Annotated in this window: 29 protein-coding genes and 1 pseudogene; 1 reads left to right on the forward strand and 29 read right to left on the reverse strand. The window is 40.3% G+C overall.

Going from position 1 to position 21,412, the window contains the following annotated elements; all coding sequences use genetic code 11:
- Positions 1 to 17 precede the first annotated feature (17 nt).
- The 27 genes from DW640_RS13315 to DW640_RS13450 form a co-directional block, all read right to left on the reverse strand.
- Complete coding sequence (locus DW640_RS13315) at positions 18 to 230, reverse strand: hypothetical protein (RefSeq protein WP_117578404.1); 213 nt, start codon at positions 228 to 230, stop codon at positions 18 to 20.
- Between the two features lie 13 nt (positions 231 to 243).
- The gene (locus DW640_RS13320; protein WP_117578406.1) at positions 244 to 783 is read right to left on the reverse strand and encodes a hypothetical protein; all 540 of its coding nucleotides are present in this window, start codon (positions 781 to 783) and stop codon (positions 244 to 246) included.
- Entirely contained in the window at positions 780 to 1,127 is a 348-nt protein-coding gene (locus DW640_RS13325) for a hypothetical protein (RefSeq protein ID WP_147326385.1), read from the reverse strand. Before DW640_RS13325 ends, DW640_RS13320 begins: the two co-directional genes overlap by 4 nt.
- A 748-nt stretch (positions 1,128 to 1,875) precedes the next feature.
- Positions 1,876 to 2,073 carry a hypothetical protein gene (locus DW640_RS13335; protein ID WP_117578412.1) on the reverse strand — a complete coding sequence of 66 codons (198 nt, stop codon included), beginning with the start codon at positions 2,071 to 2,073 and terminating at the stop codon, positions 1,876 to 1,878.
- 486 nt (positions 2,074 to 2,559) lie between these two features.
- Positions 2,560 to 2,961, reverse strand: a complete 402-nt coding sequence (locus DW640_RS13340; RefSeq protein WP_117578414.1) for an ASCH domain-containing protein — start codon at positions 2,959 to 2,961, stop codon at positions 2,560 to 2,562.
- Positions 2,939 to 3,991, reverse strand: a complete 1,053-nt coding sequence (locus DW640_RS13345) for an N-acetyltransferase (protein WP_117578416.1) — start codon at positions 3,989 to 3,991, stop codon at positions 2,939 to 2,941. Before DW640_RS13345 ends, DW640_RS13340 begins: the two co-directional genes overlap by 23 nt.
- Before the next feature lie 179 nt (positions 3,992 to 4,170).
- Complete coding sequence (locus DW640_RS13350) at positions 4,171 to 5,550, reverse strand: hypothetical protein (protein ID WP_233525441.1); 1,380 nt, start codon at positions 5,548 to 5,550, stop codon at positions 4,171 to 4,173.
- 51 nt (positions 5,551 to 5,601) lie between these two features.
- Entirely contained in the window at positions 5,602 to 5,892 is a 291-nt protein-coding gene (locus DW640_RS23985; RefSeq protein WP_233525442.1) for a hypothetical protein, read from the reverse strand.
- A complete protein-coding gene (locus tag DW640_RS13355) occupies positions 5,889 to 6,491 on the reverse strand; it encodes a hypothetical protein (RefSeq protein ID WP_117578418.1) in 603 nt (200 codons plus the stop codon). The genes DW640_RS23985 and DW640_RS13355 overlap by 4 nt, the downstream gene beginning before the upstream one ends.
- 106 nt (positions 6,492 to 6,597) lie before the next feature.
- Positions 6,598 to 7,548, reverse strand: a complete 951-nt coding sequence (locus DW640_RS13360) for a hypothetical protein (protein ID WP_117578420.1) — start codon at positions 7,546 to 7,548, stop codon at positions 6,598 to 6,600.
- Positions 7,545 to 8,246: a hypothetical protein gene (locus DW640_RS13365; protein ID WP_117578422.1), complete on the reverse strand. Its 702-nt coding sequence runs from the start codon at positions 8,244 to 8,246 to the stop codon at positions 7,545 to 7,547. Before DW640_RS13365 ends, DW640_RS13360 begins: the two co-directional genes overlap by 4 nt.
- 67 nt (positions 8,247 to 8,313) lie before the next feature.
- Complete coding sequence (locus tag DW640_RS13370) at positions 8,314 to 9,579, reverse strand: carboxypeptidase regulatory-like domain-containing protein (RefSeq protein WP_117578424.1); 1,266 nt, start codon at positions 9,577 to 9,579, stop codon at positions 8,314 to 8,316.
- Between the two features lie 31 nt (positions 9,580 to 9,610).
- On the reverse strand, positions 9,611 to 10,591 hold the full coding sequence (locus DW640_RS13375) for a hypothetical protein (protein ID WP_117578426.1): 981 nt from the start codon (positions 10,589 to 10,591) through the stop codon (positions 9,611 to 9,613).
- Positions 10,592 to 10,644: 53 nt separating this feature from the next.
- Positions 10,645 to 11,106, reverse strand: a complete 462-nt coding sequence (locus tag DW640_RS13380) for a hypothetical protein (protein ID WP_117578428.1) — start codon at positions 11,104 to 11,106, stop codon at positions 10,645 to 10,647.
- Between the two features lie 79 nt (positions 11,107 to 11,185).
- Entirely contained in the window at positions 11,186 to 11,662 is a 477-nt protein-coding gene (locus tag DW640_RS13385) for a hypothetical protein (protein ID WP_117578463.1), read from the reverse strand.
- Positions 11,663 to 12,223: 561 nt separating this feature from the next.
- On the reverse strand, positions 12,224 to 12,556 hold the full coding sequence (locus tag DW640_RS13390) for a hypothetical protein (protein ID WP_117578430.1): 333 nt from the start codon (positions 12,554 to 12,556) through the stop codon (positions 12,224 to 12,226).
- A gap of 413 nt (positions 12,557 to 12,969) precedes the next feature.
- Entirely contained in the window at positions 12,970 to 13,158 is a 189-nt protein-coding gene (locus DW640_RS23760; protein WP_117578434.1) for a hypothetical protein, read from the reverse strand.
- Positions 13,159 to 13,175: 17 nt separating this feature from the next.
- The gene (locus DW640_RS13405) at positions 13,176 to 13,670 is read right to left on the reverse strand and encodes a hypothetical protein (protein ID WP_117578436.1); all 495 of its coding nucleotides are present in this window, start codon (positions 13,668 to 13,670) and stop codon (positions 13,176 to 13,178) included.
- 17 nt (positions 13,671 to 13,687) lie between these two features.
- Positions 13,688 to 14,656 carry a site-specific DNA-methyltransferase gene (locus tag DW640_RS13410; protein WP_117578438.1) on the reverse strand — a complete coding sequence of 323 codons (969 nt, stop codon included), beginning with the start codon at positions 14,654 to 14,656 and terminating at the stop codon, positions 13,688 to 13,690.
- Between the two features lie 55 nt (positions 14,657 to 14,711).
- Positions 14,712 to 15,188, reverse strand: a complete 477-nt coding sequence (locus tag DW640_RS13415; RefSeq protein WP_117578440.1) for a DUF2829 domain-containing protein — start codon at positions 15,186 to 15,188, stop codon at positions 14,712 to 14,714.
- 40 nt (positions 15,189 to 15,228) lie between these two features.
- Positions 15,229 to 15,495 carry a hypothetical protein gene (locus tag DW640_RS13420; RefSeq protein WP_147326386.1) on the reverse strand — a complete coding sequence of 89 codons (267 nt, stop codon included), beginning with the start codon at positions 15,493 to 15,495 and terminating at the stop codon, positions 15,229 to 15,231.
- 15 nt (positions 15,496 to 15,510) lie between these two features.
- Positions 15,511 to 18,573 (reverse strand): CHC2 zinc finger domain-containing protein, encoded by a 3,063-nt coding sequence (locus tag DW640_RS13425; protein ID WP_117578444.1) that lies wholly within the window; start codon positions 18,571 to 18,573, stop codon positions 15,511 to 15,513.
- A gap of 2 nt (positions 18,574 to 18,575) precedes the next feature.
- Positions 18,576 to 18,767: a hypothetical protein gene (locus tag DW640_RS13430; RefSeq protein ID WP_117578446.1), complete on the reverse strand. Its 192-nt coding sequence runs from the start codon at positions 18,765 to 18,767 to the stop codon at positions 18,576 to 18,578.
- Between the two features lie 4 nt (positions 18,768 to 18,771).
- On the reverse strand, positions 18,772 to 19,041 hold the full coding sequence (locus DW640_RS13435; RefSeq protein WP_117578448.1) for a hypothetical protein: 270 nt from the start codon (positions 19,039 to 19,041) through the stop codon (positions 18,772 to 18,774).
- A gap of 8 nt (positions 19,042 to 19,049) precedes the next feature.
- Entirely contained in the window at positions 19,050 to 19,373 is a 324-nt protein-coding gene (locus tag DW640_RS13440) for a hypothetical protein (RefSeq protein ID WP_117578450.1), read from the reverse strand.
- 304 nt (positions 19,374 to 19,677) lie between these two features.
- Positions 19,678 to 20,064, reverse strand: a complete 387-nt coding sequence (locus tag DW640_RS13445; RefSeq protein WP_117578452.1) for a response regulator transcription factor — start codon at positions 20,062 to 20,064, stop codon at positions 19,678 to 19,680.
- Positions 20,065 to 20,066: 2 nt separating this feature from the next.
- A complete protein-coding gene (locus DW640_RS13450; RefSeq protein WP_147326387.1) occupies positions 20,067 to 20,324 on the reverse strand; it encodes a hypothetical protein in 258 nt (85 codons plus the stop codon).
- Between the two features lie 80 nt (positions 20,325 to 20,404).
- On the opposite strand from DW640_RS13450, the gene DW640_RS13455 reads away from it, so the two are divergent.
- The gene (locus DW640_RS13455) at positions 20,405 to 20,806 is read left to right on the forward strand and encodes a hypothetical protein (RefSeq protein ID WP_117578455.1); all 402 of its coding nucleotides are present in this window, start codon (positions 20,405 to 20,407) and stop codon (positions 20,804 to 20,806) included.
- A gap of 301 nt (positions 20,807 to 21,107) precedes the next feature.
- Here DW640_RS13455 and DW640_RS24400 read toward each other — a convergent pair.
- Positions 21,108 to 21,224 (reverse strand): annotated as a pseudogene (locus DW640_RS24400) (Fic family protein); the annotation flags it as partial.
- Positions 21,215 to 21,337 carry a hypothetical protein gene (locus DW640_RS24320; RefSeq protein ID WP_255420950.1) on the reverse strand — a complete coding sequence of 41 codons (123 nt, stop codon included), beginning with the start codon at positions 21,335 to 21,337 and terminating at the stop codon, positions 21,215 to 21,217. The gene DW640_RS24320 and the pseudogene DW640_RS24400, both read right to left, overlap by 10 nt.
- Positions 21,338 to 21,412 lie beyond the last annotated feature (75 nt).

The raw sequence follows: 21,412 nt of genomic DNA on the forward strand, positions 1-21,412 counted from the left end.
GTTGCTTTGATTCCATATTAAAAATATACTTTGAGATGATTAAACTGGGTGATAAGGCAGCGTCGGATCTTGCGTGGTGTGGCTTCACCGGCTTGCAGTACATTGATTGTACTACCGCTGCTATGAAATGAAGTGAGTACAGCACGTTCATAAGTGATTAGTTCCCCGGTACTCTTCTTGCAGAACTGGATGGAAAACTCTATAGGCTTTCCATCCGCATATCGTTCCATCAGCTTCCATATTTTACTTTGATGGATCCTTTTGCTTGAATCTTGCATGGATGATTAATGTTAAGATGATAAGAATAATAGGGATTCCGATGATCAGGCCATACTGGATCCCGTTGTCTATTCCGGCAGCTACAGAACTGCCGGCATCTTTGTGGGAGGCTGACTGTTTGCTTTGCTGAAGCGTGAGATCATTCTTCGTTTCTTGACTCTCAGATACGTGTATAGTGTCATCTTCCTGTAGCAAGGTCTTGACTGTCTTTTCGTTCCCTTCAATCTCGATATTCGATATCGGGGATAAGCCGGTCTCCGGATCTGCCGGCTTGGATGTGTCGAAGTTAACTTTGACTTTCCAGCCTTTGCCCGCTTCTTCTTGATTAAGTTTGAATCGGGAGCAGGCATCTTCAGTTCTGATGCGTAGAGCTGAGTCTGAGATAGAAAGACGGGTTTGCTCTTGAGTGCTACTATCGTTTTGATAAGTAGCACGGCAACCACAAAAAGAACAAGCGCATGCAAGGCTGGCAGTACAAATAAGAATGTGTGCATAGTGTTTCATTGTTTTCGATTGTTACACGATAGGTTTATACATTTGAATCGTTTGAGATCAGCTATTTCTTTTTCGTTATCCGCTATCTTTTTATCCTGCGATTGCTGATTGCTTTCCAGCTTTTCAATGCGGATTGTCCATCTCGTTTCGCTTTCCACTTTATCTTTTTTCATTGCTTCCTTATCAGCTCGCAGGTCTGCTATGAGTTCCTGATATACGTCCTGTACAGAGCTTAGGGCTTTAGCTTCTGCCTGCTTTTTAGTGTATTTGAGGGTGACGAATCCTGTGATGGTTGATAGGAAGCTACCACCAAGTATGAATGCGAGTAATTGTTGTTTAAGGATAGGGTCCATGTCTTGTTTTTCAGCAAAGGTATCGGGTATGCAGTAGGTCGTAAAGGACATGGCAGAGGCCCAAAAACGATAAGATGAAATTTGTTTACAAGCAACGAAGCCCAGCATATAAGGGGTGAAAAAAAACTTTAGATCTAAACTTTTTCTCAGGGCGGTGCGTGGTCGGCTGGGAGAAAAAAGAGAAAATATTCCCTCTTTTTCCTCCCCTTTTATTGGTTATCAGCTCTTTGTCTTTTTTTCTATGAGAATTGACTGAGATAATAAAAAGCACAGGTATATGGCTACCTGTGCTTTTTATTGATGGAACTAATGTTTATTCTGATAATAGAATATTGGTTAGTTTTTGAAGATTTGTTGCTGCATGTTATTTTTCATCCTTTTAGACTTTGAATTGGCTAAATATTAATATACAGATACTAAGTTCAATATGGCTTATATGCGACCTCATTTAGCCCGACGATGACGACAGTTCATGAGCGACTTTTGATCTTATTCCTAAAATCGAACGTGATTATTTTGCCAATAGTTTGCCTTCTTTGGGACGATGCTATCTTCTTTTTGTAGTTGCTAAGCATCTCAATAACGGTATCAATATGATTCTCTCTGATAGATCCGATAGTCGTGGTTACGGTTCCGGCATAACTGCCATCTGGTTTGAGAATCATTGCTTCGCCTTCTAAGTGGATGTAACCTGTTTTATCATTAATAACGTGACATTGAGATGGTATGATCTTTTCTATGTATTTTATCATGGTTTACCTCCTTTCTCATTGAATGTAATATTGATTATGCCACCATTGGTATGGATTACAATGCCCCTGTGTGATTTGTTCACTCGGAGTTGTTCATTACCTTCTGCTACTTCTAGGCAGATGTTGGAGAGAGCTTTCTGAAGCTTTTCTACGGATATGTAGCGTCCGCTGGCGCTTTGGTTTTTCTTTTTCATTTTGGAAGACAATTTAAAATGAAACAATATGCTAATTAATTAAAAGAGAGGGAATAAAAAAAGTTCCGCTCCCCGTTGTCTTCCACCTGATTCAGGCAGTGGGCGCATTAACGCTCCACACGGGACGGAACTATATCTTATACTATGGACATAAAAAATGCCCGCAGCAATTATGGCGAGCCTACTCGCCTGAACCAAATGGAAGACACTGCAAAGATGGTGATTCTTTTTGAATAGACAAAATAAATGTGGAGTTTTTAGTCTGAAAATAAGCTTTAAAAATGGTGTCACTATGCTATTGGTATACTTACTCTATCTTATGAATATAGTGACACTATATGACTGGTATAGCGTCACTGTATTTATTACGCTTTTTATTGTGTAATGTAGGATATAAAAAAGGCTTCCTACTTGTGGAAGCCTTCTAACTTATCAAAGTAATAGCAAAGCTATTGATGAAGTTTTTATCTTACTCTATTAAAAGTATTATATACTTAATGTAGGCTCAAAATCTTCTGCTGTTAAATATTTGAATGATTGCGGAGCTACAAAAGAGGAAAATAAATCAAAAGGATTAATTGGGTTTTCATAGAGCTTAGGAGATGAAATCTTCAATGCATATCCTTTTTTGCGTCCTTCAAAATATTGATCGAAGAATTTTTTTGTAATACCAGAGTCATTTTGGGTTTGTTCCCATAATTCTTTCGGTTCTTGCTCTATGATTTTTTCAACAGTAAACTCTCCCACAATCATTCCTTCTGGCTTTGTGGAATATACTACAACTTTATCTACATTCTTTGTAAATATAGTTTTTCTATATTCAAATTTTTTGTTACCTGCAAATATTTCGCGAACAAACTCGGGCTTAATCGATAATAATACTTTCATTTATTTTACCTCTTGATATTATATTGTTAAACTGCTCATCTGTTAATTGGAAGAACCCCCAATAGTCAGCACTTAATCCGACTTGCTCAATCAGTTCATTTCTGGTAATTCTTCTATCAAATGCAGCATTATAAGTCATTTTAATAACAACCATATTATATGTAGTATACCACTCCTTTAACTTATCTTCGTCAAAGATACTATATAAGTTAGCATATTGAAGAAATTCCTCAAGAGTAGCGAAGTCTTTTGCCTTTCTTACTTCTTCAACAACGCATATTGAAGAAGCTACACTCCTGTATTTTGCTGGACCTGCGCCATCAGATGTGCGGTATATTACTAATATATCTCCTTTTTTAAGTTTATCCAGTCCATTCATACTGGATAAATATATTTTGTGGATACTATTTGTATGTGCAACATCCCTAACAAGAAACTCTTTATTTCTTTCTTCGGTATTTAATATAGAGTCAGGGAATAGGGGAGTATGAAATTCAGGCTTCACAGCTAATATGAATTTTTGTGTATCCTTTGTGTGAATAAAGGGGTAGTCTAATAACATATCTCCTGTAAAATCTGTCATAGATTTAATAAAAACAAGCTCGGGAGTATCCCCTTCTCCTTTTGTTCCATATTCAGTAAAACCATATCTTCGTAAAATTTTGATTAATCCTTGATGCTTTTCGAAGATAGTCACATATATTTCGGTAACTCCCATATATAGAGCTGCTGCAACAATCTTTTTTATGAAATGCTCGCCTAACTTTGTATTATGTGCATCTATCTTGAATGTTCCTACTTTTAATCTACTCGCAGCAGGCATTGGAGGATTTATATCATTTAATTCCTCTGTTTCATGCTTCATATATAGGAAGCCTTGAAGTTTTCCATCTTGATCTTTTTGGACAAAAGCTTTGGTATCACTTTTAGTCTTTTTGGTGTACCATTCAGTGAATTCAGGATAATCTTCTTTAAGCGAATCAAAAAAGGGGTCGGATAAGTCTATATCACCAAATTTATGTTGTTTCATAATAGGATCTCCTTACATAACTCTTTTAGTAATAATAGGCCCATGATTTTCTTATTGTAGTATTCAGCTTTGTGAATAACATTAAAACCAAAAGAGTCGTTAATAATATTTAGGGCGCAACAAAGGTTGGAATAATATTTGGGAAAAGCAAAAGAAAGTAATAATAAAACACACCTTTTTTATTTATTATTCAGGAAGAATACGCCACTAGAGTTTGATCCAGGTGCCGTGAAATAGAAGTTCATGCCTAACCACAGCGTGTCAAATGCATCAGTTATGTGCGTCTTATATTCATCCGGATTATCAGGAGTGTCATCGCTCCCTTCAGGCGTTTTATCCTTTTCAAATCCATTCTTTCCTTGCTTGATGCCAGTCTGTTCCATTGCGACCTTCAGAAATTCATTTTGATGCAAGTTTATTTGGATCCACAGAAATTGCGGATCTCCTTTCAGAGTCAAGTCTATATTCAGATGCTTCCACTCATGTTTCGGGGCTTGACCGACATAGACCATCGTCACGTTGTATCCATTCTCTTTGAATACCCGTTCAATGATGTCGGCATAAGTTTCTGTAGTGGATCCTGATTCCCAGGTGAACGTATGATCATAGTAGACTACTATATCGTGATTAAGTTTCGGACGGTAGTAGTCGGCTATCATCTTGACAAGATCTTGTAGCTTCCCTGGTGTTTTGACATAAAATGACTTGAGAATGCGCATCGTGTGTTCATTCAGTTGGCCTACGACAGCAGTGGAGATGGATGCATTTGAGTCGAATGCCAGGTGCAGTTCCTGATCGAAGTCAAGATCTCCGTCTCCCAAACAGCCGCAGGAGGTCAGTTTTCCCCAGTTGCACCCAAGATTCCGGAGGCGTCCATTGTCTTTCGGGATATAGAAGTGAATATTATCATCCAACGCAGAATAGAAGCCGTTTGGTACACGGAACAGGCGTTCGTTCATGAAAGCGGTACGCCAAATTAGCGGTGGTGAGTTACGATACATCTGCCAGATGAAATCTTCTCCCAGCACTTCAAGGTTGTCGAATACGTCGTATTCACCATAGAAAACGGTATATTCTTTAGTTTTCCCCGGCTGCGGTTTGATTGGAGGCTGATATTTCCTCGCTAGATCCAGGTCAAATTGATATTCTTTGATCTGACGCATCACATGATCCGTGAGTGGCTTGCGTTTGTACTCCTGCAGTTTGAGATATAAGTTTCTGATCAGGTTGATGTGAGGTGGGGACATTTCATCCATCTTGTCCAGGATCCATTTTCCCATTGATGCGGTCGGCATATCTGTGGAATAGCTTACGCTGTGATGGTGCGGGCATTCACCGAAGTATTGCCGGTTGCCTCGGTTGGCAGGATCCACCTCACTTTTAATCTTCTCATAGTTGAGAAACTTAGCTTCAGGGCCTATCACCCAATCCAGCGACATGGAGTTGGCAGACATTCCCTGGTTGAATGACAGGATCACCATGACCGTACCATTCCAAAAGTGGAATGCATTGCTCCAGCCTTCACCCAGGACAGGACGGACAGGTTTGGCGAATCCCATGCTTGCCGGTGCTTTATGACCAACGACATAGTGAATGCCTTGAATGTATCCCTATTCAGCCAAAGCCTTGCAGATTGCCGGGAGAGTATTTCCCCATGCCTTAGCGTATGACGGAGAGATGAGACCACCCAAAGATCCCGGCATTTCCCATACATTCCGAAGGATAATTCGGGCATCAATACCTTCGGATTTTCCGGTACCACGTGATGCGACTATATACTCGTCATGTGCGTTGATGGCCATCGCCTGGCGCTGCATCTTATTGAAGAATTTGTCAACGACTTCATATTGCTTTCTGCGACGTTCACGGGCAGATAAGATAGGAGAGAGGTGGGTACTCATTCTTCTTCCTCCTCTTCGATGGGACGAATGTCCACCGCTTTTTTGCTCAACATACCTTTGAATCTGCTTCGCATTTCTGACCTGGTTCCTTCAAGGTCTTCAATAGGTTCCAGACCTTCCAGAAGGGTAACATCATCTGAAGGCTCAAATGATGGAGGAACGAGCTGGGAGTAGTCGAATTTCTCATCTTCTTTGTCCGAGCGAGTGTATTTACCTATCTTGTCCAACGCTGCAGCTGCTCCCTTGGCATCTTCTTTGTCTATGGCCATATTGAATGCTTTTTTCCCACCTTCTACAATCATATACCGATACCAGGCTTTTGCGGCCAGTTGAATGTTACCAACTAATCTGTTGATCATGCCGATGTCCCGGTATGCTTGTGATTGTGATACGGCATCTGTGTTACCTCCGCATCCATTCATCAGGAAGTTGACAAGTTCGGTGTCTTGGATCAGAGGATCTTCCATTTTTTTGCTGACACATAGCATCATTCGTTTTTTGATTTCCATTTCCCGTTGGGACAGGATGCTTGATGCATCCTCTTTGTCCTTGAACAAGGCACGTTCTATCCGGTCGTATGTAGGATCTTTCTTAGGCATAACTATAGTGGTTTGTTGTATTCAAACGAAAGCGAGGGCAACACTAGATGTATGGCCCTCGCTTGTGCATGAACTGTTCATAGATCCAGGGGCAATGCCTCTGATGTTATTCCTTACTTGCGCTCTGTTGCACCGCAATTTCCTTTTCCAGTGCTGCCAGTTCTTCTTGGTAGCCGGCAACACGATCTAAGGCATTTTGCATAACAGTCTTTTTACCTTGAGATTCGGCGCGGTTAGCAGCAGATTGGCTGTTAGTAATGTTTTGTTTCAGACGTTTAATCTGACGGGCGATCTCAATACCGCGTACTACGCCATTATCACTGTATACCGGTCGTTTCTCTTTAAGGTTCAGTTCTCCTTTTCCTTCTGCCCAAGCGTCGATCTGTTTCCAAAGCCGGCGGCGTTCGTCATCGAGTTTACAGAGATCTTCGGCTATAGGCTGCCGTTCTTCTGCCGGGATCTCCGAATTAGCTACATCGTTATGCAGGCTTGCATATAGAGGTGCGATTTCTTTGATACGGGCATAAGCCTTGCGAATAGACGGGCTGAGTGATTCTTCTGTGATGATCTTGACGCCTGGTGTGTTCAGAGCGTTCACTTCGTTCTGTAAGGTAGATAGTTCTGACATCTTCTCGTCAAATTGTTCCTGAAGGGAAACAAGTTCATCAGCGTGACTTTCACTGTCGTCCTCCAAACTATCAATTCGTGATCGAAGGTTATTGACCAACTCCTCCAAGGAGGCGATATTCGCTTGCTTGGATTCGATCGTTTTTTTTCGATCATTCTCGCTCATGGTCTTTACTACAACAATTTCTTCCATTGCGGCAGGATATAAGGAAGGGGAGAATTTAATCTCCTTGTCGAGTTTGGACAAGCAATTAACGAGTTGGGTGAAATGCGGATCAAAGATGTGGGGATCTTCCGGAGCTGCTGCCAGGTAAGCAGCAAATTTCTTTTTCATAGCTTCCTTTGCGAGAGCATTGAAAAGAACCAGGCCGTCAGCATATTTGCGCTGACGGTCTCCTAACCATTGGCTGAGTTGTTCTTGTCTGATCATGATTCTGGCGCGGGAGCTGGTTTAAATCCGCCTGTCACTTCCATATCTATGGGAGTTTCAAGGAAGATCGCAGAGTAATTGGAGTCGGCGGTAGCCGTATAGGTGGTACCGCGACGGTCACCTCTTGCTTTACCTCCATTGAAGGAAGGAGCGGTAGAAGCGTATAATCCCGGTTGTCCCATGATCATTTGTTTACCGTCCGAATCCTCAAAGATGTAATAGCCTGCTGTGTTTTTTACCAATGCATTGAACGCATGCATTTCAGGGGTATTACCAGGGAAGAAGAAACTTAGCGTCTGTTTATAGCTGATCCCGTCAGCTTCTCCCTGCTGCTCCGCTTTATATTCGACTGTTGCATCTGTACTATATAGATAAATAGGTTGCTTATACGTCCCTTCTGCAGGAAAAGCAAATGTACCGGCTGCCGTCACTAACGCCTCGTTGTCTGCTGCTTTGCCGGGAGCCGGAACAGTGGGTACTGTATTGGGTGCATCAAATGGGACGAACAGTAACCGTCCTTTATATCCACCCATATTATTTTGACCGACATTCCATTTCAGCGGTGCGAAGGCCGGACCAGCTGCCAACATGGTCAATGTATTTCCATCAAGATGACATGTCTGAGGGTGCAGCTCCGGGATTGCAATAACCAAAGCCACAAATAACAAACAGAGAATTAGGTAAGTATATTTTTTCATTAGTGTAATTGTTAAGAGTGAATAGGATAGAGCGACCAAAAATGGCCGCTCATTTTTTTATCTCAGTTTAGGTATAAGCACCAGTTGCGGTTGTTACCTCGCCTTCCACTACAGTCACTTCCTGATCGGCAGGTTTAGTCTTACCGTCTACAGCAGTAAACTCAATAGTGTACTTACCGGGTGTCAGACCAATGATGCATTGACCATTGCTACGTTCAGCAACTTTGCCTTTGATGGCCCAAGCGGCATTCTCCGTTCCTGTGATATTAACTTGTACGCCTCCGGTCTTGCAATAGTCTCCTGCGAGGTCAAGAGATTCATTCTTTTGCTCATTACAGCGGTATACTTTTTCATGCCAGTCGCGGATACGGGTGTCATAACCGGTTTGCAGCCAGAACTGCCATTCGTTGGGATCTTCGTAGATATCACGGATCTGACAGAACTTGGTTGCGGCTTGGGTATTGAAGGCAACATCCATATTCCCTTTCTTCTGAAGAACCAGGCGTGATCCCTGTCCCAATGCTTCGTGAGAGAGGATTTCAAGCGCAGGGCACATTGCGTCTTCACGCAAAAGTTCAATCATGCGTTGCATGGAAGGATATTCCTGCATACTCAGTTTGTTGCGGAGAGCAGAGCGTGCAGCTATCAAGACCGTTTCGGCACAAAGTAACTGTGGAATTCCCGACTTGGAGGAACGCAGGTAAGTGTTGGCACCACCAATCCATTCAACCAAATTTTCATAAGCGGCGGAGTCTGTATCCTTTGTAGGCAAAGTAAAAAGACCTGATGGGGCAAAGTTGCCGCGAGCAGCATTGACATCACCTGTTGTAATCAGCATGTCGGCTTTGGTGAACAGACCATCAAATGCACCTGACGGTGAAGTTGAGTCTTCATCACGTTCTGCATGAAACAATGTATATACTACATCTTCAACATGAGATTTTACCAATGTGAAGGCAACACGTGTTTCAAGAGGATGTTTCTTGTTGATGTTGCTGACTGGCTGACCTCCTACGATCAACAGTTCACCGTCATCGTATTTTTGAGAGTTTTCCTTTGTGATACATACAACATCCTTCGGTTCGATAACGGAAGGTTCATAGCCGAGCAGCTTATCAACCAGGCGGAAATTTTTCCCAATCTTGTAAGACTGAGTTCCACCGGCACGCCGGCGTTCATTGATCAAGGCATGTTTGCCTTGCAGATCCATCACGTTCAATCCCAATTTTGCGGCAACTTCCTGCAGGGTAGCAAATGGAAGAGCGCGAAGCGCCTTATCATATGTGATTAAGGTTTGGTTCAGTTTCGATACGTCAATTAATTTTTGAGACATATTCTTTAAATAGTTAAGGTAGGTTAGTAAATTAAAGGAGTCCGTCAGCCTTCAGGCGTTCTGTGATTCCCTGATAATTGCCGGCATTTTCCTCGCAGTAGGCAGCCAGTTCCTCTTTTCCTCCGTTTGCGGCAGGTTCACCCTTTGGGGCAGGAACTGGTTCACCCGGTGCCGGAGCTTTCTTTAGATTGGCTACTTGTTCTTTGAGTTGAGTGATCTCTGAATCCTTGCCGCTTGCCTCGGTTTTCAGATTAGCGATCTCTTGATCTTTTTCACTTACTGTTGTCTTGAGAGTCGCTATTTCAGTAGTCGCATCAGATAATTTCTGATCGATCTCCTGTTTAGCTTGTACGAGAGAACTGTTATCCGATTTCAGACGGGTGAATTCATTATGCAGGGAGTCGAGGTTCTCTGCTGATAATTCGGTCGTTACTGCCTTATCTTGACTGATATTCAGAAAAGATAAAAAAGCTGACCATGATTCTTTTAGAGTCATTTTGTTTTTGAATGAAGTTGTTGATAATGCTGGCACGGAATTCGTGTCCATACCCGCTGCCAGAAGAACGGATGTGGAACGATCATAGAGGCGAACGGCATTGGAATTTGCCGGTATGTCCACGATGGATGCTTCCATCAGCTCTGACTCTGTGACTGTTTCACGAGTCTGACCAGGTACCAGAAGGTCTTTGTTGGCTGATGTAGCAATGATGCGGATACCGACACTTGCGGCGTTGTAAGTCCCTGCTTCGTATTTTGCGGCAATGTCTTTAGATAGTTGATCAACTTTGTCGAAAACAGGAATGGCAGAAAGTACATCGCCTTCAAGCTGTATATCTTCCCAATGCCCGATAGCTTTAGTTTCTCCCCAAATGGGAGATCCTTCATCACGAAAATGCATATACAGCATCACCGGGTTCTTCTTGAATGCTTCGAGGAGCATCCCGGAAGTAAGGACCCGGTAACCGTAACGATTAAGTGATGAATCGGAAAGAATGATACGTTTTTGGCTCATTGCACTGATTTTGGTGCAATGATACGCCTATTAGTGAGGGTGCAGAAGGACGGTTAAATTTCGATATAGGAAAGCATCGAATGTAATGAAGTCCCGGAAAGTTTCAGCTCATATCCGGTGAAGTCGGTTACCTTTTTCCCTATAATCAGGTTTAAGGTTCCGAGGAGTGGGTATTCATTCGTGCCATAGATATACTTGTGTCCCTGTGTGTCCTGACAGCGTAGAACACAGCCTGTCTGAACTTTATTGCGCAGCTCGTTTGCTGTATTCCCCTCTAATGCGGATCGGGGAAACTGGATGGTCGCTGAATGCTTATATGTGATTCCTGCGTCTTTAGTATCATCGGAAGCGACAGTTGGAGCTTCAATGACTCCTCGCGTTGGAAGCGGATACCAGTCGTGTCCTTCCTTGCTTCTGATGCATGCCTGGTTCTGATGTACTGCAAACAGGGCTATTTCGTCTGTATTCAGGATTTCGGCAAATAATATGCCTCCCATATTATTGATATTATTCATAACTTATTGATTTTCAATTAGTACGCATTTTTAGAACATTTTTTGATCAAAAAAGGGACAATTAACTACACTTGCTCGGTCATGTTTTTGTGCGGTGATAGCCTCTTTTTTTCTCTTTTCGTCGAAGATTAGCCCTCCATCGATAATAATTCTTCTTGAATGCATCTTCGCTGATAGAATCAATCCCATAGCAGGTCATGAAGTTGTGTATCCCGTCGATATAGGTGATTCCGTAAGTGTGCTTTTGTTCATCCAAGTAATCATGCACCTCTGCCCATAGCATGCGGTCGATCTTGCGAATGAGAATTATCTGTGAACGTATTCCCAGGTAATTGTAAGTTTTAGGATCCTTCCCGGTAGTACGTTCAGGAAGGATGATGGTGAGATTACCATGATCCTTAAAGATGTTGGCTGGACGACGTTCTAACAGATCGTAGATAAAATGGTAGATATCCGTTTTATCCGGGAAGCGAATCGGAGAGTCCTGCAAATTGCAGAACTTTCCGATCAGATACTCCTTAAGATGCTGTGGAACTTCAATCTTAGTAGTAATCATATAAAGCATAGTGGTTTAGGTGTGGAGCTAATGTACAAAATATAACTGAGTAATCCTTGCCTTTATCAATAAAAAAACGAGGTATTGTACATATAACCCTTGCTGATACCGTACTATTTTTTTGTGCAATCGTGCTAAATGAGCTATGCTTTCTATTTATGTGTTGTTTATCAGATAGTTAAGGGCGTACGAAATAGTGTACTTTTTAGCACAAAATCTTCGTACTCCGTACAAAATGCATTTTTGTGCGTTTTTGTACGAGTCGTACGTTTTTGTACGAAAATCGTGCGGTGTTTAAATATCTGATTTATAATGTAATAAATGCCGAAAAAAGGGTGTCTGCACGAAAGCACAAAATTTTCCCTTATTTTTAGGTAGGGTATTTTTAAGAAAGAAAGAAAAATAAAAAAAATATATATGTCCCCCTGTCTGCACTTGGCGCCTCTCCCCCTGCACATTTGTTCAAAACGTTCTTGATGAATGAAGGGGAGGCGAGGGGAACGGAAAAAGAAAGCCCGGTAATACAGAAGCATCACCGGGCAATAAATGATTCGACTTATGTTAGCGCAAATCATCAGGATAAAACACTTGCGATATCAATTCGTACTCACGCGGTACTGACTTGACGCCAACGACTACACAGATACCCCTTGCGGCAAGCTCGTAGAGCCGCTGTGTCGTGATGACAGAGCCGCGAAAGTTGTAGTTACTGCAGAGAATGAAGTAGGCAGTAGGCAGGTCAAAGGAATAGATATCCTTGCGGATGATTTTTTTAGCGTCCGAAGGGACTTTGGCAAAACCCAGCCGAACGGCCAGGCGGGAAATGAATAGTTCCCGGTCATCGCTCGATTGGGCTATTACTACCATTATTTTATTCTCTTTTTTTATTGTCATAATGTTGCGTATATCAGTGAAAATTAGTATCTTTACAGAGTAATAAATTGGGATAATCTACTCATCTTCGATTCGAGTAGAAGTGTGGCCGGACATGTGCCGGCACTAATTTAGGCACATGCCGAATGCTGCTATAATCGTCAGAAAACTCTAAAAAGTCATCCAAGACATCTTTCCTTGTTGTTTCTTCAATAATATACATACAGGCTATTTTAATGAATAGATCACGTGATGCAGGCTTACAATGGTCAGCTATAAGAATACTCTTGCCTTCAGGTATTGTAGCAAGAATGTTATTGACGGCGTGATAGAAACGCATGAAGCGTTCCGGATCCTGCCGGTATAGAGGAAGAACTTCGTCTAATATTTCTTGATAGGTTCCCATGCTTAAGTGCAGAATAGTGATAGTGCAATTAATATTGATAATTTATATTCCCTGCTGTATAGCTCCAAATACCGGTGTGAAACCTGAATTTTAGCGTCTCAATGATTCCTTTTTTTTGTGGGATCCAGTTGTGTAAAGCCTCGATGTCTCCTACTTCCGGTTCTGGCGGAAATACATATAGGTGGAGTCCGATGACGAACCATCTTATTCTATTCATGTTTTTATTGTTATTCGTTAAACCTCTATCTCAAACTGCTCACTTTTTGCCGATGGCATACATTCAAGAAGGGAAGAACCTACTGAAACGTAATAGATACCATCTTTTTCAAGCGGGAGCCAATGGAAATAGCGCCCTGTTTCTTCATGCATTACCGGAATCCCAAATTTATTAAGAGGTCTACCATCTATGCCTCGAAACTTTCTACACCATTTATCAATAAATTCACGACCTTCCTTCTTTCGTTTATTGATTTTCCAACACGGATGCTTCTTATCATCATTATTCGGAATCAGTTTTTCAGGAACAAACTCTTTATCATCAAATCCAATAAGAGTATAAAGCCACTCAGCGGTTATTCCAAATACCCATCCATATCCGAGGCTATCCGGTCTTGAACCACAATATTCTTGAATCATATCTTTAGCTTCGTTTTGTTCACGCAGAAGCCGTTCATTCATTTGTTTCAGCAGCTTCTCAAGTGCTGAACCTTGTTTTGCTATTATCTTCATATTTATATTGATTTGTATTATTTAAAAAATCCCAATTCTTTACTTAGTCTCTTTTTTGCTATGCCTATATAGTTAGGATTAAGCTCAGCTCCTACATAATAGCGGTTGAGCTTCCTGGCAACTACGGCCGTAGTACCAGAACCCATGAACGGGTCAATTACGATACCATCTTCAGGGCAGCCCGCTTTAATGCAATCAACTATCAAATTCTCTGGAAATACTGCAAAGTGTGCATCTTTATAAGAGGATGTTGGAATGTGCCAAACTGAACGTTTATTAGCTTTGTCTGCATACTGATATTCACGTGTCGTACTCTTCCGGAACATCGGATTGGATTCCTCCAAACTGTTAGCAGTCGCAAAAGCCTTATATCCTACATTCTCAACTTTGCCAAGCCTACTTTTTACGCTTTGAGAAGCTGTCTGCTGAATAGATTTACTATCAAAATAGTATTTTTTACTCTTTGATAAGAGAAAGATGTATTCATGCGACTTCGTACATCTATCCGTAACACTTTCCGGCATCGGATTAGGTTTACTCCAAATGATATCCTGCCGCAAATACCAACCATCGGCACGAAGAGCAAAAGCAAGCATCCACGGAATGCCTATTAAATCTTTATTTTTGCATCCCGTACACTGTTTTACCAATGTAGCTTTGCCAAGTGTCCCTCTATTTGTTCCTTGCTTATAATTCATTGCATTATCTGGGAAACGCGCTGCACCTTTCATGGAACCAGCATAGCTGTCTCCGATATTCACCCACAATGTACCATCGTTTTTTAAAACCCGATAAACTTCATGGAATACATTCACTAATTTCTCAATATATTCTTCTGGAGTTTTTTCAAGTCCTATTTGAGCTTCATTGCCATAGTCACGTAGCCCGTAATATGGTGGAGAAGTAACACAGCAATTAATACTCTTATCTGGAAGTGATTGCAACCAAGTAAGACATTCTGCATTATATATTTGATTTAGATTCATATCTATTCTTGTATTGAGCCATACGGCGGACGTTCAACCACCATATGGCAGTGTGTTAAAACTCAAATATCATCCAGTCATTTGCCAACATATCACTTTGAGACGCTAACCATCCGTTTATGATAGTGCCATCGGCAGCTTTCATGCAGATATATGCTGTGAACTTAACAACATCATCTTTCTTTAAATCAATTGGATTACCACTTTCATCGACACAATCCTGATAATAATAATCCTTCACTCTCTGAGGAAGCGACTTTATTTCTTGAGCAACGAAAGAAATATGTAATTCATCGGCCGGTCGCATGAAAATAAACATACCTTTTCCGTTCCATCCTTTACGGGTAACAAGATTTCCTCTTTGCATAGTTGCAATCGCTTGCCCGAATGTTCCAGACTCTCCACTTATCAATTCTGCGTTTTCTGTAGCACCTATAACATAAGCAGTTTCAATCTCTCCTTTAGTATAGTTACCTGTTTGATTGGATAATCTTGCTGAATATTCAGCTGCTTTTTCATCTAATGATTTCATTGTATATATGGGTTTTACAAAGCCCGCCCAAGGCTCATTTTTATTTGTTAAATACTAAAAAGTCAGTTGGGTCTGCATACATACTAATGAGTCCTTCATCCCAATGAATACCTGCCACTATCCATTTATATGGAATATCCACGTATGATGCGTCGCTTTTGTATGTAGCATACCAATGCACACCTATTTTTCCGGACTCATATTCTACAATCTCAAAATTGACAATCTCACATTTTAAACGTTTCTTGATTTCCTCTTTTAACTTATCAGCATGAGATAATACCTCATTTAGTAATATTTTTCCCATATTCATCGCTATCTTTTAAAAGTCTATTTGTTTCTGTTCATCCTCAAAGTTGGTATCAACAGAATAACTGTCACCTGTGCAGGTTCCAGTCCCAACTGTGAAATATTCCACTCCTCCAGCTTTGTCGTCAAGAACTGGACATCCATCTTTATCTGTCTTAAAAGGTTTCCCAGTTTTACTATCATATTTGTGTGGATTAAAGAGGTATCCTTTCCAGTCACAATACATAATAAATTTCTTTTTGAATGCGGTAGGAGATATGTATTTCCGCTGCATAGGATCATAGATGCAAAAGGCGTCATATAAGTCTTTTTTGACAAGGCGGTGATTTAAATGTTCCTCGGAAGAAAAATATTCATCTGCCCATGAAATAAGAGTTTCACCGATTTCTTGTCTGAGTATGCGTTGTTCCAAACGTTCGCCGGGAGCTTGAACCACTCCATACTGGAGATAAAGTTGTATGCAGTTAGCTAGAAGATTCCATGTAAGATTCCATTGATCAAAATCCCATTCTGAAAAAAAACGTATCCCAAAGTCATCTACAGGCTTATGTGAGTCATTATAGTAGTCAGAGAAGGCAAGTAGCCACTGCCTATCTGTGAAACTTGATCCTCTTCCTCGAATAGCGTGATTAGTTGCTATATATATTTTGGGTGAACGCTCGAATGGGAGTGTGATTCGCCTCCCGCCTTTGTAGTTGACGCTCCAGTCACCTGTTATATTAGGAAACAAGAATTCAAAGTTGAAATTCTGAAGGACATCATCAATAAATACAAACTTTGTGTTTTCAAGTACATCATTCCAAATAAACTGATCATTGAAGATATCGCTTCTTTTGCCAGGTATATAAGCAGTGGGAACAACACAGCGTAATAACTCTCCGATTAAGGATTTACCGGATCTTCCGTTAGAGTCTCCGACTTCAGATTGTTTCCCGTCCATACCAATGATTGCTTTAGCCACATTGCTATCTTTTGCTTCCATTGCCATATATCCAATCGCGCATAATTTACTGAGCAAATGAATATGATTCTCATTTTCTTCTTCAGGTGAAAAATCTTCCTTTGATTTACGCCAAGTGAAATTACTTGTGTTGATCAGAAATTGGAGATAATGTGATTTTTTACCCTCTTCAGAGAGGGTATAGGAATATTGATTATCTTGATCAATCTTAAAGTGGATGAGTGGGGAACCTAAATATTTAGCAGGAATTATTTTTTGCTGCTCTTCCCAAATGTGATGATCAATGACTTCGTAGCCTATTTCCTGTACATTGTCTTTGGTTACATACCAACATTTTGTATTAAAATAGAAATATTGGCTTTCTCGATTTGGTTTGATGAAGTTCGGTTCAATGAAATTCAACAGTGATAGTTTGTCTGGTCCCACATATTGGGATACTCCTTTAATTAGCATTTCGTGTACCTCCTTTTTACAATATTGTTTAGCGAATTGAAATAAATAATCACGGGCATCTGAAGCATCGATTGGCTTAACAACGGGCGGATCTAAATGAATAAATTGATAAGTTTTGTCTAAACGGCGTAAACGTCCAAATCCTCGGTTTTGTAAAAAGTTGTGGGAATTGACATAGCAAAACTGATATTCAATTCTCACTCCAGAGCGACCTTCTTTTTCTACCTCTTCCCAAAATTTCTCGTCATCATCAAAAGGTTGTGCTAAAATAACTTTCCCTGTTTCATCAAACTTCCAACGATATCTCCCGAAGACAAATTCCGGAAGATTTTTGAGGATATCTTTATGGCGTTCGGCAAAAGCTTCATATGAATGTAGACACCATAACTCCTGTAGTTTGTGATCAGTCCAAGTTGTTACTTTAAACATTTCGACGTACTTCCCAAAACCTTTTTTATCATTACAGGCAAATTCGATGTCTTGAGCTAGTTCATCTTCATGATCTTTTAAAGTGTTTGCTAGCAAATCATCTAATCCTTTGTCGCCAGCACTGTTTTTTTGTATATGACCAACATAGATTTCTACATATATATTACGATTTTTGAGGGTACGCATATATTCTTTGAAATTTTTGGCTGCGTAGAAAAAACAATATGGACGTTTTTCCACGCGGTCATTCAGCCGAATGTTGGTACTGATATCATCCCAGTCTGAATCAAAGATAAATGCTACTTCTTTGACATTGCAAGTCGTGATGATCTTGACGATATCTTCCGGGAGAGAGTTGTTCTCTTTGCTTCCTAAGTTCTGAATGCCACTTACTGCGATAGAAGGAATACCGTGTTTGCATGCTTTTTCTGCTTTTTTTTCCCCTTCTTGAATATAGAGTCTTGGTATTTCTTTCTTTTCCTTATACATACTCCGAATTCTTTCCGGAATATAGATCGGAGTGCCTGAGCCTGGAGGGGATTTGTATTTAAAAGGCTTCCCTTCCTTGTCAAGGTGAGCATCCGGGAATTGCCATCTGACACGAAAATATTCTTTTCGTTCGCCAGTGTCTCTTTTCCGATGATCTTTTCGGATATAGGTAACAGGCATGCCCTCCAAATCATAATATTCGATGATAACATCATCTCCTTTGGAATCGATAGCTCCTGAATCGTTAATTGTTCCAGGACGGAATGTACGTATTTCAAAAATAGACTTAGTTTCATCGGTTTTGTAAATCCTTGCTGTGACATCTTCGAATGTTAATCCGGAAGCTGAGAGCATTCTAGCACAAAAACTGTTGACATCATTGCCTTTGGCTTTTTTGCTCCCTTGCTTCATTTTTGTGACCGGCTTTTTTTTCTGTTCCGGACGTTGATCAAGGATGACATTAAATTTATGTGCCAGGTATTCGAGAGCGTCCGGATATTCTTTCTTCTCGACTCTCATTAAATAGTCAAGCGCACCTACTCCAGCTATTTGATGGCAGGAAAAACAGCTATAAATATCTTTAGCAGGATTGATACTAAACTTCTTCGAAGCCTTGCAGACGGGACAGTCACAAACGTAACTAGTACCGGACTTGCGAAGATTCTGAAAGTCTTGTACTACGTCTACCAAATGGTTAGCAGAGGCATCTTTGATGCGCTTTATGTCATCATCAGTAAAATTCATAGTTATGGTTTATTATTTTGTATAGGAGAAACAAGTTCTATGAGTTGCGAGTGAAGCTGTTTCTCAAGGACTTCAATAGGATGGGATAAAAGTTGCTTGTCCGCTTGCTGAATAATTTTCTGAAGGCGCTTTGCGTCTTCAGGATGAATATCGTTAATCGTGAGGTAACCACGATGGTCATTGTCTACGTACATAGTATTATCCTTTTTTACGCCCTCCTACGGCTTTGCGGTGATAATCTAATTTATACCGCTGCCGTAGTTTTTCTGCATGTTCTAGGGTCGCATCTTTAGGATCTACGAGAACTTGCGTCCGGGCGTCTATTCTTAACAATATTTTGTTTGATTCCTGCTGAGCAGATTGCTGACATAGAGCTGCAACTTCTTCCGGATCATCATTCTCGAAAAGATTAATTTTCTCTCTTTTCTTCGGATTGGTGGATGGGCTGGGAGAGTGTACAACTTTCATAGCTTGCTCTATCCTTTCCTAAACAAATCTTCTATAATTCCCTTCAAATAAGCCGGCATATCTCTTGGCACTGCTTGTTCGTTTTCTTGGCATTTGTAACACTCGCAGGCTGTAAGTAATATTTCGCGAGCTATTGGGTTGTTTTTCATGGCTGATACAACTGCCGGTATGATATCAAAAGTAGTTCCTTGTATTAGTAATGGAGAAGCCATAACATTTCCTTTACCCTTATGTAAAATACAAATTCCGCTCATTCCGCTTGTTGTGATAATCTCTGAAATTTGAACCATTGCTGAAGTAATTTTTTTTGTTTCTTCTTCTAAATTTTCCATAATGTTTATTCTTAAAATTAATACTAGAAATCGTGGGTATTCGGGGATCGATCCCCGTATCATCGGAGGAATGCTGAAAAACTCCGTTGTGCTACCTTACACCACTACCCGTATGCCGGGAATTTCACCCGGCAATCTTTGTGTAACAAACCTTAACCAGGGACTGGATACCCTACGTGTCTCCTTAACACGGTGTTTTAATGATTAATAATTGGAATGATTAAACTTCTATTCTCTTGAGTAGAATATAATGTATAAATAAAATCCCGGACTTGCACCGGCCGCATTCCTTATGCGTATTTAGTTAAATGATATATGGTTGATTAATAGAAGTTTCCTGTCTTCTGGTACGGTATTCTGTACGATTCCTGCGAGGGCGACGGACTGTACATGTTGAGTCAGTAAATATTGCAATTTCACCTCCTAGGAATACGATGAGTAGTGTTGATGCGACAATCTTCCTAGCGAAAGGAGATAGGTCAAAGCTGATATCATGATGTGTACAGAACCACCAGGCCGAAATCTCATTGATCTTGTTCAATCCCAATTTCTCTTTGATTCTGCGGAGTGTATTATCGACAGTCCGAACACTGATCTGAAGCAATGAGGCCGTTTCTTTATAAGATCCTCCCCAGGCAACGCATTCAGCTATTTCATTTTCTCGTTTTGCTAGTGTGATGTTTCGATTCATAGTTACATTTCTTCAATTGTCCAGCAATCTGTTATGCCGTATTTTTGGAATACATTCGTAATTGCTGTAAATAGGGTAACAGAAATATCTATAATCCCTGAATTTAGCTTTTTTGAGAAGTATGACCTTGAAGGGTTATTCAGTACTACTTTCAAGTCATTTTTGAGCTTGTCTTTTTCCTCTAATGAGACTTGAAGATATCCTTTTTTAAAGGAATAGCGTTTTTTCGCTATTGCACATGTTCTAGTTTTGTTGTACATTTGTTGCATTGATTTTGAAACGATGTTGCAAATATATAGCGTAATTTCTATATTGGCAAATTAAATAGAGAATATTTTCTATGAATAGAGAAAGTTTTATAGATAGGCTAGAAGCGTTTATGAAAGCTGAAGATTTGAATGCGAACAAAATAACCATTGGAGCACGACTGTCAAACGGCTTAATAGGAAAAGCATTAAAATCTAGGGGAGCTATGAACTCTGATAGTATAGAACGTATTCTATGTGCTTATCCACGTCTCAGTGCAGACTGGTTGATGACCGGTAAAGGTACTATGTATGTGGAAGAACTTCCTGAAATCACGGATTATATGTCTAATACGCATAATAATGATAATTTAGTCTTCTTTTTGCGTGATAGGAATAAAGAACTGGAGCGTGAGAATAGGGAGTTGCTCTTGGAAAATGCATCGCTGAAAACTAGATTGGAGTTACTTGATAATTCCGCAGGTAAAACAGGATGACGATAATTAAAGGGGGGAAATTCCCTAACAAAAAACAATAAAAAAACAAGTTTGGTTCGAACTAAAATGTTTGTCTCCGAATAGAAATTAATTTTGGGTCCGGTGATTTTTGTAGCTCGTTATAGAGCTAAATTCTTGGTTGTTAGTACTGAAAGTAGTGCGCCAGGAACCTCATAAAACCCTTTCAGATGATCTCTGAGAGGGTTTTTCTTTTCTCTTAATCCAAAATGTTCCCACTTTGTTCCCAGCTTTTGGTTAATACCATGATATAAGGATGGTGTTTTGAGAGGAAGGCTGTTTTTTATTCTTCTATTTCTTTTATTCTTTCGATTTGTTTATTCAAGAAGTAATCAGTGTAAAGAGAATATTCTCCAGTTTCGCAAAAAGATATTAATCCTTTCTTGTAGTTCAAGACATTAAAATAGCAAGATTCTTAACTTCGCTATGATAAAGCTCAGAAAGCTTTGATAAAGGGCTTTCGATGATGAATGCAGCTTTATTTATTTGTTCTTCATTAAATATCTGTTTCATGTATTCCAATTGTCTCACTATTGTTTTTATCCTTGACCGACCCTTGACATCATTAGCGGAATTTGTCGGAAATGG

This window comes from Bacteroides sp. AM23-12 (genome assembly GCF_003434395.1).
Lineage (GTDB): Bacteria > Bacteroidota > Bacteroidia > Bacteroidales > Bacteroidaceae > Bacteroides > Bacteroides thetaiotaomicron.

What these genes read in the sequence shown, in the direction of transcription:
- DW640_RS13315 (WP_117578404.1), bottom strand. Translation starts at nt 230, where the DNA reads ATGGAACGATATGCGGATGGAAAGCCTATAGAGTTTTCCATCCAGTTC.
- DW640_RS13320 (WP_117578406.1), bottom strand. Translation starts at nt 783, where the DNA reads ATGAAACACTATGCACACATTCTTATTTGTACTGCCAGCCTTGCATGC.
- DW640_RS13325 (WP_147326385.1), bottom strand. Translation starts at nt 1,127, where the DNA reads ATGGACCCTATCCTTAAACAACAATTACTCGCATTCATACTTGGTGGT.
- DW640_RS13335 (WP_117578412.1), bottom strand. Translation starts at nt 2,073, where the DNA reads ATGAAAAAGAAAAACCAAAGCGCCAGCGGACGCTACATATCCGTAGAA.
- DW640_RS13340 (WP_117578414.1), bottom strand. Translation starts at nt 2,961, where the DNA reads ATGAAAGTATTATTATCGATTAAGCCCGAGTTTGTTCGCGAAATATTT.
- DW640_RS13345 (WP_117578416.1), bottom strand. Translation starts at nt 3,991, where the DNA reads ATGAAACAACATAAATTTGGTGATATAGACTTATCCGACCCCTTTTTT.
- DW640_RS13350 (WP_233525441.1), bottom strand. Translation starts at nt 5,550, where the DNA reads ATGGGATTCGCCAAACCTGTCCGTCCTGTCCTGGGTGAAGGCTGGAGC.
- DW640_RS23985 (WP_233525442.1), bottom strand. Translation starts at nt 5,892, where the DNA reads ATGAGTACCCACCTCTCTCCTATCTTATCTGCCCGTGAACGTCGCAGA.
- DW640_RS13355 (WP_117578418.1), bottom strand. Translation starts at nt 6,491, where the DNA reads ATGCCTAAGAAAGATCCTACATACGACCGGATAGAACGTGCCTTGTTC.
- DW640_RS13360 (WP_117578420.1), bottom strand. Translation starts at nt 7,548, where the DNA reads ATGATCAGACAAGAACAACTCAGCCAATGGTTAGGAGACCGTCAGCGC.
- DW640_RS13365 (WP_117578422.1), bottom strand. Translation starts at nt 8,246, where the DNA reads ATGAAAAAATATACTTACCTAATTCTCTGTTTGTTATTTGTGGCTTTG.
- DW640_RS13370 (WP_117578424.1), bottom strand. Translation starts at nt 9,579, where the DNA reads ATGTCTCAAAAATTAATTGACGTATCGAAACTGAACCAAACCTTAATC.
- DW640_RS13375 (WP_117578426.1), bottom strand. Translation starts at nt 10,591, where the DNA reads ATGAGCCAAAAACGTATCATTCTTTCCGATTCATCACTTAATCGTTAC.
- DW640_RS13380 (WP_117578428.1), bottom strand. Translation starts at nt 11,106, where the DNA reads ATGAATAATATCAATAATATGGGAGGCATATTATTTGCCGAAATCCTG.
- DW640_RS13385 (WP_117578463.1), bottom strand. Translation starts at nt 11,662, where the DNA reads ATGATTACTACTAAGATTGAAGTTCCACAGCATCTTAAGGAGTATCTG.
- DW640_RS13390 (WP_117578430.1), bottom strand. Translation starts at nt 12,556, where the DNA reads ATGACAATAAAAAAAGAGAATAAAATAATGGTAGTAATAGCCCAATCG.
- DW640_RS23760 (WP_117578434.1), bottom strand. Translation starts at nt 13,158, where the DNA reads ATGAATAGAATAAGATGGTTCGTCATCGGACTCCACCTATATGTATTT.
- DW640_RS13405 (WP_117578436.1), bottom strand. Translation starts at nt 13,670, where the DNA reads ATGAAGATAATAGCAAAACAAGGTTCAGCACTTGAGAAGCTGCTGAAA.
- DW640_RS13410 (WP_117578438.1), bottom strand. Translation starts at nt 14,656, where the DNA reads ATGAATCTAAATCAAATATATAATGCAGAATGTCTTACTTGGTTGCAA.
- DW640_RS13415 (WP_117578440.1), bottom strand. Translation starts at nt 15,188, where the DNA reads ATGAAATCATTAGATGAAAAAGCAGCTGAATATTCAGCAAGATTATCC.
- DW640_RS13420 (WP_147326386.1), bottom strand. Translation starts at nt 15,495, where the DNA reads ATGGGAAAAATATTACTAAATGAGGTATTATCTCATGCTGATAAGTTA.
- DW640_RS13425 (WP_117578444.1), bottom strand. Translation starts at nt 18,573, where the DNA reads ATGAATTTTACTGATGATGACATAAAGCGCATCAAAGATGCCTCTGCT.
- DW640_RS13430 (WP_117578446.1), bottom strand. Translation starts at nt 18,767, where the DNA reads ATGTACGTAGACAATGACCATCGTGGTTACCTCACGATTAACGATATT.
- DW640_RS13435 (WP_117578448.1), bottom strand. Translation starts at nt 19,041, where the DNA reads ATGAAAGTTGTACACTCTCCCAGCCCATCCACCAATCCGAAGAAAAGA.
- DW640_RS13440 (WP_117578450.1), bottom strand. Translation starts at nt 19,373, where the DNA reads ATGGAAAATTTAGAAGAAGAAACAAAAAAAATTACTTCAGCAATGGTT.
- DW640_RS13445 (WP_117578452.1), bottom strand. Translation starts at nt 20,064, where the DNA reads ATGAATCGAAACATCACACTAGCAAAACGAGAAAATGAAATAGCTGAA.
- DW640_RS13450 (WP_147326387.1), bottom strand. Translation starts at nt 20,324, where the DNA reads ATGTACAACAAAACTAGAACATGTGCAATAGCGAAAAAACGCTATTCC.
- DW640_RS13455 (WP_117578455.1), top strand. Translation starts at nt 20,405, where the DNA reads ATGAATAGAGAAAGTTTTATAGATAGGCTAGAAGCGTTTATGAAAGCT.
- DW640_RS24320 (WP_255420950.1), bottom strand. Translation starts at nt 21,337, where the DNA reads ATGAAACAGATATTTAATGAAGAACAAATAAATAAAGCTGCATTCATC.